The organism is Martinezella dioscoreae (genome assembly GCF_009176305.1).
GTDB classification, from domain to species: domain Bacteria; phylum Pseudomonadota; class Alphaproteobacteria; order Rhizobiales; family Rhizobiaceae; genus Rhizobium; species Rhizobium dioscoreae.
In genome coordinates this window covers 38597-54076 of sequence record NZ_BLAJ01000003.1, presented here as the reverse complement: position 1 = coordinate 54076, position 15480 = coordinate 38597, and the positions used below count along the sequence as shown (strand labels likewise).

The window sequence follows — 15480 nt, the reverse complement described above, 5'->3', positions numbered from 1 at the left end:
AACCAAGTCGGGAAATAATTCTAGAGTGACCATTGTGAAAAATATTGAAGAGAAGGAAAATTCTTCGCCACGCAAGCGTGGGCGGCCGCCCGCTTTCGATCGGGAAACGGTTCTTGCCGCCGCGCGAGATACTTTCTGGAAGCACGGCTACGACGGTTCCTCCATTGCCGACCTGACGGCCGCCATGGGCATTACGCCGCAAAGCCTTTATGCCGCCTTCGGTTCGAAGGCCGAGCTCTATCGCGAGACGCTGGATCAATATCGGCGCATGCCCCGTCCGGAACCCGGCAATCCCTTCCAGGACAAGGTGAATACCGTGACTGCCTTCGAGCGCTTTCTGACGAACTCCGCCAAGATCTTCACGGCGCCGGAACACCCGAAAGGCTGCATGATATCCACCGCGGTGCTGAATTGCGCAGAGGAGAACGAGCCGATCGCCCATCATGTCGCATCGATGCGTCTGCAGACGCTGGATATCTTCACCGCCCGCATCGAGCGCGGGATTGCGGAGGGGGATATGCGGCCGGACGCGGACGCTCGGTCGCTGGCGCGTTTTCTGGGCGCGATCGTGCAGGGCATGTCCGTTCAGGCCCGCGACGGCGCAACCACGGACGAATTGCTCGCCCTCTTGTCTCATGCGCTCAACGAACTGAAAACCTATCAAGTGCGGCAGGAAGCCTGAGCCGAGGCAAAGAAAAACCCGGCGACCGAGATCGCCGGGTTCCGGAATGGTTTTGGAAATGACCGATTAGTCGTTCGAGGAAACCTTGAGGCCGATGACCTGCGGGATCGTCGTCGGCGCGCCCATGGCAGCGCCGATGATCATCGGCACAGGCACCGGCTTGCCGGGAGCAGCCGTGACCGTCAGGCTCTTCGGATTGTCGAGATAGGCGCTGACCGCTGCGGAGACGGCATTCTGGAGCTCCGGAACGTTGAGCTGCGCCATCATGATCGGCGTCATTGCCTTCAGCGTGTCGGCGAGCTGCTTGCCGGTAACGCCCTGCTGCTTGCTGGCGAAGTCGAGCGCGCGTGCCGTAATCGACGCGTCGTCGAAGCGGATCTGGGCGCTGTTGAAGGTGAGCTGCTGCAGCAGGCCGAGCATGGCGAGGCCGGCGGACTGCTGCGCTTCCTGCTGGTTCGGATTGGCGCGAACCGTCTTCAGCGCATCCTGCATCGACTTGGCGAAGGCGGGCGTATAGCCGGAAATGCTGAAGGCGAGGTTCAGCTTGCCGATGTCCCTGAAGTCAAAGGAGTATTCGCTGATGTCGATCGTGCCGGGGCCGATTTCCCAGCTGCCCTTCATGGAGACGGTACCGTCGATCTGCTGCAGCTTCAGCGCATCGATCGCTTCCTTTGTCTTCGCATCGTCGACCTTGCTGAGATCGGCCTTGATGCCGTTGATCTTGGCGTCGAAGTCGAGGCCCGACTTGTCGTCACGCCTCTTCATGTTGGCGTCGGCGCCCTCGATCGAGAACACCTCGGTATCGTCCTTCGTTACGGACACGGCGCCGGCATGAGCGCTCTTGTAGTAGAGCAGCGAGCTCAGGTCGCCCTTGCTTGCGTCGGCCGGGATCTCTACGCCGCTCAGCTTGAGATCGGTGGCGGAAACGGAGGCACCGTCCTTTTTGAAATCGACATCCGCAAAATCGATTTCTTCGATCGTGTAGCCGCCATTGTTTTCCTCGACGCCATCAAGGGTGATATCGCCCAGCGGAATGCTGTCTTCCATGCCGGCCGCCTTGACGCTTGCACCCTTCAGCGTCACTGTGCTGCCGTCGACATCGATGCTGCTAGCGGCAATCGAACCGCCCTGCTGGCTATAGACGTCGTTGATCTTCTTCAGCAGATCGTTGCCGTCGAGCGCAAAGGCGGAGCTGGCGAAAGACAGGGTGGCGGCACTGCACAGCATCAGCCGCGTGGTCCGATAGAAAGTCATGATGGCGTTCCTCGTTGAGCCGGTGGTATTGGCGGGGACGTACAGATTGAGCGTGTACTGCGCTGACTTATATTGATCTTTCTGTGAAAATCCAACGACAATGAATGTAGAGTGCGAGTGCAGCAAAAATGTATCGATAGCCACCCTGCAATGTGCCTGAAACGCCTTCATCCACAGGTGCTTTCGGCTGATTTCTTGCTGTGAATCGTCATCTCTTATAGTCAAGGGCCATGGGAAAAAATCTGACACCGCCGCCCGGTGACGGCGACGACAACATCCTTCCGGTCGATCTGAAGGCCGCGCTCGAAGAGCGTTACCTGGCCTATGCCTTGTCGACGATTACGCAACGCGCGCTTCCGGACGTCCGCGACGGGCTGAAGCCGGTGCATCGCCGTATCGTCTATGCGATGAGCGAGATGGGGCTCCGCCCGAACGCTGCCTTCCGCAAATGCGCCAAGATTGTCGGCGAGGTGATGGGTAACTATCACCCGCATGGCGACCAATCGATCTACGATGCGCTGGCGCGCCTGGCGCAGGATTTCTCGCAGCGCTACACGCTGGTCAACGGCCAGGGCAATTTCGGCAATATCGACGGCGATAGCCCGGCCGCGATGCGCTACACCGAATCCAAGATGACGGCGGTTTCCGAGCTGCTGCTCGAGGGTATCGACCAGGATGCAGTGGATTTCCGTGACACCTATGACGAGTCGAATTCCGAGCCGATCGTTCTGCCTGGGGCTTTTCCCAATCTGCTCGCCAACGGCTCTTCTGGCATTGCCGTCGGCATGGCGACCTCTATCCCGCCGCACAATGCTCACGAGCTTTGCGACGCCGCCCTGCATCTGATCAAGGATCGCGATGCGACGGTCGAGAAGCTGGTGGAACTGTATATTCCAGGTCCCGACTTTCCGACCGGCGGCATCATTATCGATGATCGGCAGAGCATCATAGAAAGTTATAAGACCGGCCGCGGCGGTTTCCGTGTCCGGTCCAAGTGGGAGATCGAGGATCTCGGTCGCGGCGGCTACCAGATTGTCATCACGGAAATTCCGTTCCAGGTGCAGAAGTCGCGGCTGATCGAAAAGATCGCCGAACTGCTTCTGGCGCGCAAGCTGCCGCTGCTCGAGGACATCCGTGACGAATCCGCCGAAGATATCCGCGTCGTTCTCGTGCCGAAGAGCCGCACAGTCGACGCGACGATCCTGATGGAGTCGATGTTCAAGCTCACCGAGCTTGAGAGCCGGTTCCCGCTCAACATGAACGTTCTGTCCATGGGCCGCATTCCCAAGGTCATGGCGCTGAACGAAGTGCTGAAGGAATGGCTGGATCACCGCCGGGAAGTCCTGCTGCGCCGTTCGCGCTTCCGTCTGGCGGCCATCGAAAAGCGCCTCGAAATTCTCGGCGGCTTGCTGGTCGCTTATCTCAATATCGACGAGGTCATCGCCATCATCCGCGAGGAGGATGAGCCGAAGCCTGTGATGATGGAGCGTTTCGGCCTCACGGACAATCAGGTCGAGGCGATCCTCAACATGCGGCTGCGCTCCTTGCGCAAGCTGGAGGAGTTCGAAATCCGCAAGGAGTTCGACGGCCTGACGAAGGAGAAAGCCGACATCGAGGCATTGCTCGCTTCGGACGAGAAGCAGTGGCAGACGGTTGCCTGGGAAATCGGCGAGGTGAAGAAGAAATTCGCCAAGGCCACTGACATTGGTCGGCGCCGCACGCAGTTTGCCGAAGCGCCCGAAGCCGATGATGCGGCCATCCAGCAGGCGATGATCGAGAAGGAGCCGATTACCGTCGTCGTTTCGGAAAAGGGCTGGATTCGTGCTCTCAAGGGCCACATTTCCGATACCTCGTCGCTGACCTTCAAGGAGGGTGACGGTCTCAAGGTTGCGTTCCCGGCGCAGACCACGGACAAGATCCTCATCATTACGACCGGCGGCAAGGCCTATACGCTCGGAGGCGACAAGCTGCCGGGCGGCCGCGGCCATGGCGAGCCGCTGCGCATCATGATCGACATGGAAAACGATCAGGATGTGCTGACCGCCTTCGTCCATGATCCGCAGCGCAAGCAGATAATCGCATCGACGGCAGGTAACGGCTTCATCGTTGCCGAGGCGGAACTGGTCGCAAACACCCGCAAGGGCAAGCAGATCATGAACGTCTCTTATCCCGACGAGACCAAGCTTCTGGTTCCGGTTTCGGGCGACCATGTCGCCGTGGTTGGCGAGAACCGCAAGATGGTGATCTTCCCGCTTTCGCAGGTGCCGGAAATGTCGCGCGGCAAGGGCGTGCGCCTGCAGCGCTACAAGGATGGCGGCATCGCCGATATCAGATGCTTCGCGATCGCAGATGGCCTGACCTGGGAAGACAGCGCCGGCCGCACCTTCACCAAGAGCAAGGATGAGTTGGTGGAATGGTTGGGCGACCGCGCCGGCGCCGGCCGTGCCGTCCCGAAGGGCTTCCCCAGAAGCGGCAGGTTTTCGGGGTGAGGAGCGGTCAGGCAAAGTCCGAGCAATCGACCCATGGGTCGATTACAGCGACGAACGCCCTGAGCGCTAGCGAAGGGCCGGGGATAACGGATACGGCAGCCCGTCACCCGGCCAGCGGAACGCTGAAATCTTTCAGGAATTGAGTCGCACCTATTTCATCGATTTCCCCGGCCGCGACACCCAATACAAACGTCACGATCATCCCATCGTCGGCTTCAATCAGATAGCCATGGATGTAGAGAAATGTGAACGCCGCCAGGTAACCAGTTCTTTTGTTCCCGTCGGAAAAAGGATGGTTCCGTAACGGACCGTAAAGATAGGCGGCGGCCAAAGCGAATAGGTCATTTTCGCCATAGACAGCTTTGTTGAGCGGACGAGCCAACGCCGCTTCCAAAGCATTTTCATCCTTTAAACCCAATAAGCCACCATGCTCGGCGAGTTGTTCCTCGTGCATGATCTCGATGGCTTCGCGGGAGAGCCATTTGTATTCGATCATTTTGCAAGTTCACGCAGAGCAGCGCGATATTTTTGCATGCCAAGCCGCGCAGCCCGCAGTTGCTCGGCGAGATCGGCACGCTCCGGCACCAACTCGATGTTGCCGTTTACTTCGCGTATTTCCAATGCATCGCCGTTCTTCAAGCCGAGTCTGTGAAGGACTTCCTTCGGAATAATCACGCCTTCGGAATTGCCGATTTTGCGGATGGTGACATTCATGTCTCAACTCCAATGTAATAACTCAGTTATAACATTGGCCGACTGTTGTTTCAATGCGCAAGGCTTTGCGCGGTGATCGCTGCTCTAGCCTTGACCCGCGCCTGCCAGAGCGAGTGTGCGGCCAGCGCCAGGATCAATATCGCGCCGCCGGCCAGTGTCATGGTGGTCGGCGCCTCCGAGAAGATCATCCAGACCCAGATCGGCGCGAGGATCGTTTCGAGCAGATAGAACATCGCCACTTCCGGCGCTGAGAGAAAGCGTGTGCCCGTCGCAAGGCACCAGAAGGAAAGCGGCATCAGTACGGCGCCGTCAAAAAGGATCCAGCCGGGATGGGTGATGGAAAAGCCGGAGGGAGCCACGTGATAGAGGCCGACGGCGGCTGGGATGATCGCTGCCAGCAAGGAAGCAAAGCCCATATCCCGCCCCGAGGCGCGGCTAATCGTGATCGCACAGGCGATGGAAAGCGATGCGATCACCGAAAGGGCATCGCCAAGCAGGTGCCCAGCCTCCATGCCGTCGCCGACGATCAGGCCAACACCGAGGATCATCACTGCCATGGTGATGAAGGTGGACACGGCAGGTCGCTCTTTCAGGAAAATCCAAGACAGCAGCGCGGTGAACATTGGGTTGAGCGCGATGATGAAGACCACATTCGCCGCCTTCGTATAATAGACGGCAAGCAGGAAGGTGATGGTGGTCAGCCCGTAGAAGAAGCCAACGGGAATTCCAAGCCAGCCCGGCAGTACGCCTTGCAACGAGCCTGTGACCCGGCGGATGACGAAAAGAGCTGCGAGTGCCACGACGATGGTCGCAAGGCTGCGTGCCGACAGCACCGACCAGACTTCGCCGCTGGAAAGCCGGATCAAGGGAATATCCATCGACAGCGCCAGGCCGCCGAGCGTCGTCAGCAGCAGGCCCTTCTTGTGGTCCGAAAGCTGGGAGAACATTCAGCGGACGATTTCTTTGTCGCCGTCGGCGGCCGGATCGAAGCGCTCCCATCCGCGTGGGGTGAGATGCTCCTGAGGCTGGAAGCGCGTCTTGTAGTCCATCTTGCGCGAGCCCTTGACCCAATAGCCGAGATAGACGTGCGGCAGCCCCAGGGCCTTCGTCCGCTTGATGTGGTCCAGAATCATGAACGTGCCGAGCGACCGCGCATCGAGATCGGGATTGAAATAGGAATAGACCATGGACAGCCCGTCGCTCATGACGTCGGTCAGGGCGGCGGCCAGCAGTTCGCCCTTCGGGCGCTGTTCCAGCCCCGAACCCTCTTCGCGGCGGCGATATTCGATGATGCGCGTGTTCACATGTGTGTCCTCGACCATGATCGCATAATCGAGGACGGTCATGTCGGACATGCCGCCTTGCTGATGACGATAATCGAGATAGCGACGGAAGAGCGAATATTGCTCGCTGGAGGGCTGCGCCGGAAATTCGGTGGCGATGATATCGTTGTTGGCGGTCAGTACCCGTTTCATCGATCGGGTGGGCTCGAATTCCTGGGCGAGGATGCGTACCGATATGCAGGCCCTGCAGGATTCGCAGGCGGGACGATAAGCGATGTTCTGCGAGCGCCTGAAGCCGCCCTGGGTCAGAATATCGTTCATCTCGGCGGCGCGCGGACCAACAAGGTGCGTAAAGACCTTGCGTTCCATTTCGTGCGGCAGGTACGGGCAGGAAGCCGGTGCCGTCAGATAAAACTGCGGAGATGGCGTCGACTGCGTGTTCATCTGCCGTTGATTGACCTTTCTCTCGGCACCCGTTTTCTACAAGCATGGCCCAAGTTTAGAAAACGTCAACTACGTCCTTCGCTAAAGATCGAAGTTTCCTAATTGACCATGCACAGAAATATCTCCCGCGCGCGCCATGGCCCGTGGGAAATCGTGGGGGTGCCCTATGCTTATGCGTTGTTTTAGGCCGTCCGGGCGATGACCGTGCCGAGCAGCAGGTCATGCACAAGCCGGCTGCGGTCGGTGAAGAGACCTACCAGCAGGATAAGCGGCGTCAGGACGGAGTTCAGGATCCAGAACAGGGCCAGATGTACGATCGCGGTCAGGAAATCCATGCGCCGGCCGTCGACTCGAACCATGGTGAGGCCCATGGCGCGCATGCCGAGCGACGCCTGATAGGGGCCGCCAAGCGTCCACCCGAAATAGAGGCCGGCAACGAGAACGAACAGCACCGGATAAAGGAAGAAGCCGAGCCCCAGTGTCAGGATTGAAACGAGGAACAGCAGTACGGCCGCCGGAATGCACAGCAGCGCGACGATGATGTAGTCAACGATGAAGGCGAAGATGCGCCGGCTCAGCACGCCACTATAGGCGCGCCAGTCATCCGGTGCTGCATAGAGCGGGCTGGGGTTCAGGCTCATCGTTTTGCTCCTTCGCACTAGCCCCCGTCAATTCTTCAGATCCGCAAGGGGCCAATGCCAGTTAAAGATCCCTCTGCGACTTTTGTGCGACCGGTAGGGCACGCAAAAGTCGCGGCGAGGAAACATTTGCCGAACATATGGTATCGGCTTCAGCAAATACAATAAGCGAGCGGCGTGACGTTATTTCTTCGCCAGATGTCTCGCCACCTCGACAGCGAAATAGGTGAGGATGCCATCGCAGCCGGCGCGCTTGAAGGCGAGCAGGGTTTCGAGCATTACCTTCTCGCCGTCGATCCAGCCGTTGGCCGCGGCAGCCTTGATCATAGCGTATTCGCCGGAGACCTGATAGGCGAAGGTCGGAAGGCCGAAGGCTTCCTTCAGCCGCCAGCAGATGTCGAGATAGGGCAGGCCGGGCTTGACCATCAGCATGTCGGCGCCTTCCTCGACGTCGAGCGTCGCGTCGCGCACGGCCTCGGTGCCGTTTGCCGGGTCGATATAATAGGTCTTCTTGTCGCCCTTCAGCAGACCGCCGGTCGAAATTGCCTCACGATAGGGACCGTAGAAGGCCGAGCTGAATTTCGTCGCATAGCTCATGATGCCGACGCTCTGGTGGCCGGCTGCATCGAGTGCCTGGCGGATCGCGCCGATGCGGCCGTCCATCATTTCCGAAGGCGCGATGATGTCTGCTCCGGCATCCGCTTGATATACTGCGGCACGCGCCACCTGTTCGACCGTTTCGTCATTGACGATCTCGTTGCCGCGCAGGATGCCGTCATGGCCGTGGCTGGTGAAAGGGTCGAGCGCGACGTCTGTGATGACGCCAATGTTCGGCACCGCCTTCTTGATTGCGGCCGTGGCGAGGTTGATGAGATTATTCTTCTCGAGACTGTTGGAGCCGGTCTCATCGCGCAGTTCCATCTCGATGTTGGGGAATGTCGCGAGCGCGGGAATGCCGAGATCGGCTGCCTCCTTGGCCGCTTCCACAGCTTTGTCCACGGTCATGCGGTTGACGCCGGGCATGGCCGGGATGGGCTCGACGATGCCGGTGCCTGGGATCACGAAGATCGGCCAGATCAGATCGTCGACCGTCAGCCGGTTTTCCTGCACGAGACGGCGCGTCCAATCGGCCTTGCGGTTGCGCCGCATGCGCCGATGACCGGTGATCTCGTCAACGAGATGCGTCTTGTTCTCCATGATGCCGCCATCCTTCTTCGTCTATTTATGGCATTCTCTATGGGGCGCGTACCTATCACGCCGTCCCCAGGATTCAAAACAAGGCGAAAGGCCGCAGCCATTATATTCTGGCGAGGCACGTGCCTCCTACGTATTGTTCGCGCATGGAACCTGATTCTTCGACCGTACCCAAGAATACGCTGACGGACATCCTGTTCGTGCTGTTCCTGCGGCTGATCGCGATCGCCTGCTTCTGGCTCGGCCTGCAATACTGGGCGATGCTGGTCGGCTATTCGCTGGATGGTCACGCCCGCTTCGATCTGCTCGCTCTGCCCTGGAAGGTCGCGGGTGCCGGGCTTGCCGTGGTTTTTCCGGTCGCAGCCCTTGGATTATGGCTTACAGTTTCCTGGGGGCCGGTCATGTGGGTGCTGGCTGCAGGCGGGCAGGGGCTGATGTATGGCGTCTGGCCGGAGATATTCGGATCCAATCCGCTGATCATGATCTTGCATGCCTGTGTCGCGGTGATTTATTGCGCTTTCCGCGTCCTGCTGTGGCAGGAGAAACGCCGGCGTCGTCGGCAGCAGGTAATGGTTGATTTACCCTGAGACAGCAACACTTCCTGGTAAGGTGCTGTTAAGCCTGCAGTTTAAGTAGAATTTTATGTGTATTCGATAGGGTCTCACTCAAGGCGGGAAGAAAACGACACCGCCAAACAAAACAGAGTGAGGCCAAGTCATGATGAACACGAAAATCAAGCCGCAGGCAGTTGCAAACGCTCGGGATCAGCAGGTTGATGACATCCGGGCCCTCTACATGGAATCCCTTCACCTGGTCGAGCGTCTGCACCGCCGCCTGCTTGATGTTATCAAGGACGAGTTCGACCGCCAGGGTCGCGACGATGTCAACGCCGTACAGGCACTTCTCCTTTTCAATATCGGTAATTCCGAGCTGACGGCCGGCGAACTGCGCTCCCGCGGTTTCTACCTCGGCTCCAACGTTTCCTATAACGTCAAGAAGCTGGTCGACCTGGGCTTCATCAACCATCAGCGCTCGCGCATCGACCGTCGCTCGGTCCGCATCAGCCTGACGGAAACCGGCCAGGATATCGCCGAAACCGTCGCCAAGCTCTATGAGCGCCATATCGGCTCGATCGACAAGGTCGGCGGCATCGGCACGGACGAGTTCACCCAGATGAACAAGCTCCTGCAGCGTCTGGACCGCTTCTGGAACGATCAGATCCTCTATCGCCTGTAAGTAGCGGGCAGGGACAGATCCCAAGGCCTTCCAGTCAAAGCAAGCTGGACACGTTCCCTGCGTGTCCGGCTTGAACGCGTTGACGGTTCGGCCGTTGTGCGTTTTTTGCCACGTCCGCGCTTCACCTTCCGTCACATGTAACGTCCCGGGCGGCTAAGCCATTGACGCAAGATCAGGACACGCTATGAACCACGCGCAGCTGTGGTATTTTAGCAAATGCAGTTTGGCTTTTCTTTTGCACTCGCGCGGCAAAGCAAGTTTCATGCCGTGAGACACGAATTGGCCATATTGCTATGACAGCGGAAATCGACTGCAGGCAGCGTTCTCGAAATACGATCTTCCGACCTGAAGGTCTTGGCTTCGCGATATTGTGATAGTTCGTGGCCAAGTTTTTGGTGGTGCATTAAGGGAACGGATTGATACTGAGCCACGTTACTTGGCGCAAGCTTGCGCTATTTACTGCTTCCTCTCTAGGCTGCGCATGATTGGATCGCAGCGTTGAACGGTTAGGATATGTCGAAGAAAAACGGAATTGAACCCTTTTCGCGCCGCGCTTTCCTGCGGTCGGCTGCAACTCTTGGCGCTGCTGCACTGGCTGCTCCGGCTCTCGCGCAAAACGCGACCCCACTGGAAGCGCTGATCAACGACCGTTCTCGCGGCAATTGGGATGATCAGTTCGACGCCAAGGCTGCGGCGCGCACCGCCGCTGCTGTTCAGTCGAACACGCCAATTCTCGGGCCAGATTCCGTATCGAATATTCAGCAGGCGATCGCGCAATATCAGAGTATTGCCGCCAACGGCGGATGGCCGCAGATCAATCCGACAAGCCAGCAGCCGCTGCAGCTCGGTGTGACCGATCCGGCGGTACAGTCGCTGCGCCAGCATTTGATGATCACCGGCGACCTGCCGCGTGAGGCTGGTATCTCCTCTGCCTTCGACTCTTATGTCGACGGTGCGGTCAAGCGCTTCCAGGCCCGTCACGGACTGCCGGCAGATGGCGTCCTGGGCGATTTCACGCTGAAGGCGATGAACATCCCCGCCAATGTCCGCCTGCAGCAGCTCAACACCAATCTTGTTCGCCTCCAGACGTTCCCGTCCGACCTCGGCCGTCGTCACGTCATGGTCAACATCCCGGCGACACGTGTCGAAGCCGTCGAGGATGGCCAGGTAGCGTTGCGCCACCAGGCGATCGTGGGCCGTGAATCGCGGCCGACGCACATCATCAATTCGAAGATCTATGAGGTCATCCTCAACCCGTACTGGACGGCGCCGCGCTCCATCGTCGTCAAGGACATCGTGCCCTTGATGCGCAAGGACCCGACCTACCTGACGAAGAACAACATTCGCCTTCTCGACGGCAAGGGCCAGGAAGTGGCCCCCGAGACGATCGACTGGAATTCGGACAAGGCGCCGGACCTGATGTTCCGTCAGGACCCGGGCAAGACGAATGCCATGGCATCCACGAAGATCAACTTCTATAATCCCAATAACGAATACATGCACGATACGCCCGAGCAGGGCCTCTTCAACAAGCTAATGCGTTTCGACAGCTCGGGCTGCGTGCGCGTCCAGAACGTACGCGACCTCGCAACCTGGCTGCTGGCTGAAACGCCAGGCTGGCCGCGTCAGCACATCGAGCAGGTCATTTCCACCCGCGTCAACACGCCGATCAAGCTGGCGACCGAAGTGCCTGTCTATTTCGTTTATATTTCGGCCTGGAGCGCCCGCGACGGCATCGTCCAGTTCCGTGACGATATCTATAATCTCGACGGCAATTCCCAGTTGGCGCTCAATACGACTGAGGGCATGGAGCAGCCGGTTCAATAATCGGCATTCCAATTGCAATTCTTATCGAAGCCGCGTTTTCGGACGCGGCTTTTTCGTGTGTCGGTGTCAGCTATCGTAGTTTGCCCAGCAAATGTCGCTGGTCGTATTGCTCTCCGGCGACCCGGGCGTTAATACCGTCTGCATTGCCGTTCCGGCCCGTTCAGGAGCTTTCACGATGACCAACGCGTCCACCGAACCCTTCTTCAATCGCTCGCTTGCCGACACCGATCCGGAAATCTTTGGCGCGATCGGCAAGGAACTCGGTCGCCAGCGGCACGAAATCGAACTGATCGCCTCGGAAAACATCGTCTCGCGCGCCGTTCTGGAAGCGCAGGGCTCGATCATGACCAACAAATATGCCGAGGGATATCCGGGCAAGCGCTACTACGGCGGCTGCCAGTTCGTCGATATCGCCGAAGAACTCGCCATCGAGCGCGCCAAGAAGCTGTTCGGCGTCAACTTCGCCAACGTTCAGCCGAACTCCGGTTCGCAGATGAACCAGGCCGTCTTCCTTGCACTTCTGCAGCCGGGCGATACCTTCATGGGCCTCGACCTGAATTCGGGTGGTCATCTGACGCATGGTTCGCCGGTCAACATGTCCGGCAAGTGGTTCAACGTCGTGTCCTACGGCGTGCGCGAAGGCGATAACCTGCTCGACATGGACGAAGTGCAGCGCAAGGCCGAAGAGCACAAGCCGAAGCTCATCATTGCCGGCGGCACGGCCTATTCCCGTATCTGGGACTGGAAGCGCTTCCGCGAGATCGCCGACAGCGTCGGCGCCTATCTGATGGTGGACATGGCCCATATTGCCGGTCTCGTCGCCGGTGGCCAGCATCCGTCGCCGTTCCCGCATTGCCATGTCGCCACCACGACCACGCACAAGTCGCTCCGCGGCCCGCGCGGCGGCATGATCCTTACCAATGACGAGGATCTGGCAAAGAAGTTCAACTCGGCCGTCTTCCCGGGCCTCCAGGGCGGCCCGCTGATGCACGTCATCGCCGCCAAGGCCGTTGCCCTCGGCGAAGCGCTGCAGCCCGATTTCAAGGACTATGCTGCCCAGATCGTCAAGAACGCCAAGGCTCTGGCTGAAACGCTGATTTCCGGCGGCGTCGACGTTGTCTCTGGCGGCACCGACAACCACCTGATGCTGGTCGACCTGCGTAAGAAGAATGCGACTGGAAAGCGTGCGGAAGCCGCACTCGGCCGCGCTTACGTCACCTGCAACAAGAACGGCATTCCGTTCGATCCCGAAAAGCCTTTTGTCACCTCCGGTGTCCGCCTCGGCACGCCGGCCGGCACGACGCGCGGCTTCAAGGAAGCCGAGTTCCGTGAGATCGGCAATCTGATCATCGAAGTGCTCGATGGCCTGAAGGTCGCCAATTCCGACGAAGGCAATGCTGCCGTCGAGGCTGCCGTGCGCGAGAAGGTGGTCAAGCTCACCGACCGCTTCCCGATGTACGGCTACATGGGCTAAGGAGAGCGCATGCGCTGCCCTTACTGCGGCTCAGAAGATACCCAGGTCAAGGACTCGCGCCCGGCGGAGGACAATACGTCCATCCGCCGTCGGCGCATTTGTCCGGATTGCGGCGGCCGCTTCACCACCTTCGAGCGCGTGCAGCTGCGCGAGCTCATGGTCATCAAGAAGACTGGACGCAAGGTGCCGTTCGATCGTGACAAGCTGGTGCGCTCCTTCGAGATCGCGCTGCGCAAGCGTCCGGTCGATCGTGACCGGATCGAGCGTGCCGTGTCTGGTATCGTTCGCCGCCTCGAAAGCTCGGGCGAAACCGAAATCAGCTCCGAGCAGATCGGTCTGCAGGTGCTGGAAGCGTTGAAAAGTCTCGATGACGTCGCCTTCGTGCGCTACGCCTCCGTCTACCGCGATTTTTCGCATGCGGAGGATTTCGAGCACGTGATCGACGAGATCAACGCCAAGATCGCCCGCGATCCGCTGGACCCTTGACCATGGTGTTGCGGCCTGAAGACGAGCGTTTCATGGCCGCGGCCATCCGCCTGTCGCGCCGGCATTTGGGACTGACCTCCACCAATCCGTCCGTCGGCTGCATCGTCGTCAAGGACGGCGTAGTCTTGGGCAGCGCTGTGACAGCGCTTGGGGGGCGGCCGCATGCCGAACCTCAGGCTCTGGCCGAGGCGGGGGCGGGGGCGCTGGGCGCTACCGCCTATGTGACGCTGGAACCCTGTTCTCACTACGGCAAGACACCGCCCTGCGCCGAGGCGCTGATTGCCTATGGCGTGGCACGCGTCGTCATCAGCGTCACCGATCCCGACCAGCGCGTTTCCGGGCGTGGCATCGCCATGCTGCGCGATGCGGGCATCGAGGTCGACGCCGGCATTCTGGAGGCGGAAGGCAGGCGGTCTCTCGCCGGCTATCTCATGCGCCAGACGAGAAACCGGCCTTATGTGACTCTCAAGCTTGCCGTTTCCGCCGATGGCATGATCGGCAAGTCGGGCGAGGGACAGGTGCGCATTACCGGCGATATCGCGCGCGCGCAGGTCCAGATGCTGCGCGCCGAAAGCGACGCCATTCTCGTCGGCATAGGCACGGCGATATCAGATGATCCAGAATTGACTTGCCGGCTTCCCGGCCTGGAGGATCGTTCGCCGCTCCGTATCGTCATCGATGGCGAACTGCGGCTGCCTCTCGGCAGCAAGCTGGTCCGGACGGCCCGGCAGCATCCGGTGATCGCAGTTGCCGGCCATCCGCCGTCCTTCGATGACAATACCGATGCTGCATTCCTCGGACGGCGCGCGGCGCTCGATGCTGCTGGCGTCGAGGTGTTGCAATCCAATTCCAGCGAGCCGGGAGAGCTGCTGGAGGCGCTGGGTACGCGCGGCATCTCGTCCCTGCTGGTGGAAGGTGGCGCCAGGACGGCGCAGCGCTTTCTCGACGCCGGGCTCGTCGATCGCATTCTGCTGTTCCGGGGGGCGGCCGATATCGGCGAGGGCGGTATTGAATCGCCGGTCCTCAAGTCCAATATCCCAGCTGATTTTATGCATGTCGGCGAGAGCCGCTTCGGCGACGATCTCTGCGACGAATACGAGAGAGGTTTTTGATGTTTACCGGAATTGTCACCGACGTCGGCACGGTCGAATCCATTTCCCCGATGCAGGAAGGCATCAAGCTGCGCGTTGCCACCAATTACGATCCGGCGACGATCGACATGGGCGCATCCATCTCGCACGCAGGCGTCTGCCTGACGGTGACCGGATTGCCGGAAGAGGGCAGCAATGGACGCTGGTTCGAGGTCGAGGCTTGGGAAGAGGCCCTCCGCCTGACGACCATCGGCAGCTGGGAGCCCGGGGCTAAGATCAATCTCGAGCGTTCCCTGAAGATCGGCGACGAGCTTGGCGGCCACATCGTGTCAGGCCATATCGACGGCAAGGCGGAAATCCTATCGGTGACATCAGAAGGCGAGGCCACCCGCTTCCGCCTGCGCGCGCCGGAGCATCTCGCAAGATTCGTGGCGCCGAAGGGCTCGGTCGCTCTTGATGGCACCTCGCTCACGGTCAATGCCGTCGAGGGTACGGAATTCGATGTGCTCCTGATCCGCCACTCCCTGGAGGTCACCACCTGGGGCGAGCGCAAGGCTGGCGATTTCGTCAATTTCGAAGTCGACACCATGGCCCGCTACGCCGCTCGTCTGGCGGAATTTCCGGTGGTTCGCGAAGCCCAAGTTTCCTAAAGGCGCCGACCTGCGCCT

The 15480-nt window shown here is 59.7% G+C and carries 16 protein-coding genes; 9 read left to right on the top strand and 7 right to left on the bottom strand.

The window, feature by feature from the left end:
• Positions 1-25 precede the first annotated feature (25 nt).
• Complete coding sequence (locus GDN47_RS12100; protein ID WP_173002488.1) at positions 26-682, top strand: TetR/AcrR family transcriptional regulator; 657 nt, start codon at positions 26-28, stop codon at positions 680-682.
• A 66-nt stretch (positions 683-748) separates the two neighbouring features.
• Here GDN47_RS12100 and GDN47_RS12095 read toward each other — a convergent pair whose 3' ends face one another.
• Positions 749-1936: an aq_1923 C-terminal domain gene (locus GDN47_RS12095; RefSeq protein ID WP_152093464.1), complete on the bottom strand. Its 1188-nt coding sequence runs from the start codon at positions 1934-1936 to the stop codon at positions 749-751.
• Between the two features lie 230 nt (positions 1937-2166).
• Between GDN47_RS12095 and parC the strand changes: the two genes are divergently transcribed.
• Positions 2167-4425, top strand: a complete 2259-nt coding sequence (gene parC, locus GDN47_RS12090) for a DNA topoisomerase IV subunit A (RefSeq protein WP_069616234.1) — start codon at positions 2167-2169, stop codon at positions 4423-4425.
• A gap of 103 nt (positions 4426-4528) precedes the next feature.
• On the opposite strand, the gene GDN47_RS12085 is transcribed toward parC, so the two are convergent.
• The 6 genes from GDN47_RS12085 to hemB form a co-directional block, all read right to left on the bottom strand.
• A complete protein-coding gene (locus GDN47_RS12085; RefSeq protein WP_113354706.1) occupies positions 4529-4921 on the bottom strand; it encodes a type II toxin-antitoxin system death-on-curing family toxin in 393 nt (130 codons plus the stop codon).
• On the bottom strand, positions 4918-5139 hold the full coding sequence (locus GDN47_RS12080) for an AbrB/MazE/SpoVT family DNA-binding domain-containing protein (protein WP_113329039.1): 222 nt from the start codon (positions 5137-5139) through the stop codon (positions 4918-4920). Before GDN47_RS12080 ends, GDN47_RS12085 begins: the two co-directional genes overlap by 4 nt.
• A gap of 50 nt (positions 5140-5189) precedes the next feature.
• Positions 5190-6086, bottom strand: a complete 897-nt coding sequence (locus GDN47_RS12075; protein ID WP_152093463.1) for a DMT family transporter — start codon at positions 6084-6086, stop codon at positions 5190-5192.
• A complete protein-coding gene (locus GDN47_RS12070; RefSeq protein WP_113329037.1) occupies positions 6087-6866 on the bottom strand; it encodes an arginyltransferase in 780 nt (259 codons plus the stop codon).
• A gap of 182 nt (positions 6867-7048) precedes the next feature.
• On the bottom strand, positions 7049-7507 hold the full coding sequence (locus GDN47_RS12065) for an RDD family protein (protein ID WP_113329036.1): 459 nt from the start codon (positions 7505-7507) through the stop codon (positions 7049-7051).
• 180 nt (positions 7508-7687) lie between these two features.
• The gene (gene hemB, locus GDN47_RS12060) at positions 7688-8701 is read right to left on the bottom strand and encodes a porphobilinogen synthase (protein WP_113329035.1); all 1014 of its coding nucleotides are present in this window, start codon (positions 8699-8701) and stop codon (positions 7688-7690) included.
• Between the two features lie 143 nt (positions 8702-8844).
• Between hemB and GDN47_RS12055 the strand changes: the two genes are divergently transcribed.
• The 7 genes from GDN47_RS12055 to GDN47_RS12025 all read left to right on the top strand — a co-directional run bounded on the left by GDN47_RS12055 (position 8845) and on the right by GDN47_RS12025 (position 15462).
• Positions 8845-9285 (top strand): DUF6163 family protein, encoded by a 441-nt coding sequence (locus GDN47_RS12055; RefSeq protein ID WP_069616240.1) that lies wholly within the window; start codon positions 8845-8847, stop codon positions 9283-9285.
• Between the two features lie 133 nt (positions 9286-9418).
• Positions 9419-9934: a transcriptional regulator LdtR gene (ldtR, locus tag GDN47_RS12050; protein ID WP_069616333.1), complete on the top strand. Its 516-nt coding sequence runs from the start codon at positions 9419-9421 to the stop codon at positions 9932-9934.
• Positions 9935-10447: 513 nt separating this feature from the next.
• On the top strand, positions 10448-11761 hold the full coding sequence (locus GDN47_RS12045) for a L,D-transpeptidase family protein (RefSeq protein WP_113329034.1): 1314 nt from the start codon (positions 10448-10450) through the stop codon (positions 11759-11761).
• 175 nt (positions 11762-11936) lie between these two features.
• Positions 11937-13235, top strand: coding sequence for a serine hydroxymethyltransferase (gene glyA, locus GDN47_RS12040; protein WP_069616242.1), 1299 nt, complete (start codon positions 11937-11939; stop codon positions 13233-13235).
• A gap of 9 nt (positions 13236-13244) precedes the next feature.
• Positions 13245-13721, top strand: a complete 477-nt coding sequence (nrdR, locus tag GDN47_RS12035; protein WP_015339425.1) for a transcriptional regulator NrdR — start codon at positions 13245-13247, stop codon at positions 13719-13721.
• A gap of 2 nt (positions 13722-13723) precedes the next feature.
• A complete protein-coding gene (ribD, locus tag GDN47_RS12030) occupies positions 13724-14833 on the top strand; it encodes a bifunctional diaminohydroxyphosphoribosylaminopyrimidine deaminase/5-amino-6-(5-phosphoribosylamino)uracil reductase RibD (RefSeq protein ID WP_152093462.1) in 1110 nt (369 codons plus the stop codon).
• Positions 14833-15462, top strand: a complete 630-nt coding sequence (locus tag GDN47_RS12025; protein ID WP_152093461.1) for a riboflavin synthase — start codon at positions 14833-14835, stop codon at positions 15460-15462. The genes ribD and GDN47_RS12025 overlap by 1 nt, the downstream gene beginning before the upstream one ends.
• The last annotated feature ends 18 nt before the right edge of the window (positions 15463-15480 follow it).

What these genes read in the sequence shown, in the direction of transcription:
- GDN47_RS12095 (WP_152093464.1), bottom strand. Translation starts at nt 1,936, where the DNA reads ATGACTTTCTATCGGACCACGCGGCTGATGCTGTGCAGTGCCGCCACC.
- parC (WP_069616234.1), top strand. Translation starts at nt 2,167, where the DNA reads ATGGGAAAAAATCTGACACCGCCGCCCGGTGACGGCGACGACAACATC.
- GDN47_RS12085 (WP_113354706.1), bottom strand. Translation starts at nt 4,921, where the DNA reads ATGATCGAATACAAATGGCTCTCCCGCGAAGCCATCGAGATCATGCAC.
- GDN47_RS12080 (WP_113329039.1), bottom strand. Translation starts at nt 5,139, where the DNA reads ATGAATGTCACCATCCGCAAAATCGGCAATTCCGAAGGCGTGATTATT.
- GDN47_RS12075 (WP_152093463.1), bottom strand. Translation starts at nt 6,086, where the DNA reads ATGTTCTCCCAGCTTTCGGACCACAAGAAGGGCCTGCTGCTGACGACG.
- GDN47_RS12070 (WP_113329037.1), bottom strand. Translation starts at nt 6,866, where the DNA reads ATGAACACGCAGTCGACGCCATCTCCGCAGTTTTATCTGACGGCACCG.
- GDN47_RS12065 (WP_113329036.1), bottom strand. Translation starts at nt 7,507, where the DNA reads ATGAGCCTGAACCCCAGCCCGCTCTATGCAGCACCGGATGACTGGCGC.
- hemB (WP_113329035.1), bottom strand. Translation starts at nt 8,701, where the DNA reads ATGGAGAACAAGACGCATCTCGTTGACGAGATCACCGGTCATCGGCGC.
- GDN47_RS12055 (WP_069616240.1), top strand. Translation starts at nt 8,845, where the DNA reads ATGGAACCTGATTCTTCGACCGTACCCAAGAATACGCTGACGGACATC.
- ldtR (WP_069616333.1), top strand. Translation starts at nt 9,419, where the DNA reads ATGAACACGAAAATCAAGCCGCAGGCAGTTGCAAACGCTCGGGATCAG.
- GDN47_RS12045 (WP_113329034.1), top strand. Translation starts at nt 10,448, where the DNA reads ATGTCGAAGAAAAACGGAATTGAACCCTTTTCGCGCCGCGCTTTCCTG.
- glyA (WP_069616242.1), top strand. Translation starts at nt 11,937, where the DNA reads ATGACCAACGCGTCCACCGAACCCTTCTTCAATCGCTCGCTTGCCGAC.
- nrdR (WP_015339425.1), top strand. Translation starts at nt 13,245, where the DNA reads ATGCGCTGCCCTTACTGCGGCTCAGAAGATACCCAGGTCAAGGACTCG.
- ribD (WP_152093462.1), top strand. Translation starts at nt 13,724, where the DNA reads ATGGTGTTGCGGCCTGAAGACGAGCGTTTCATGGCCGCGGCCATCCGC.
- GDN47_RS12025 (WP_152093461.1), top strand. Translation starts at nt 14,833, where the DNA reads ATGTTTACCGGAATTGTCACCGACGTCGGCACGGTCGAATCCATTTCC.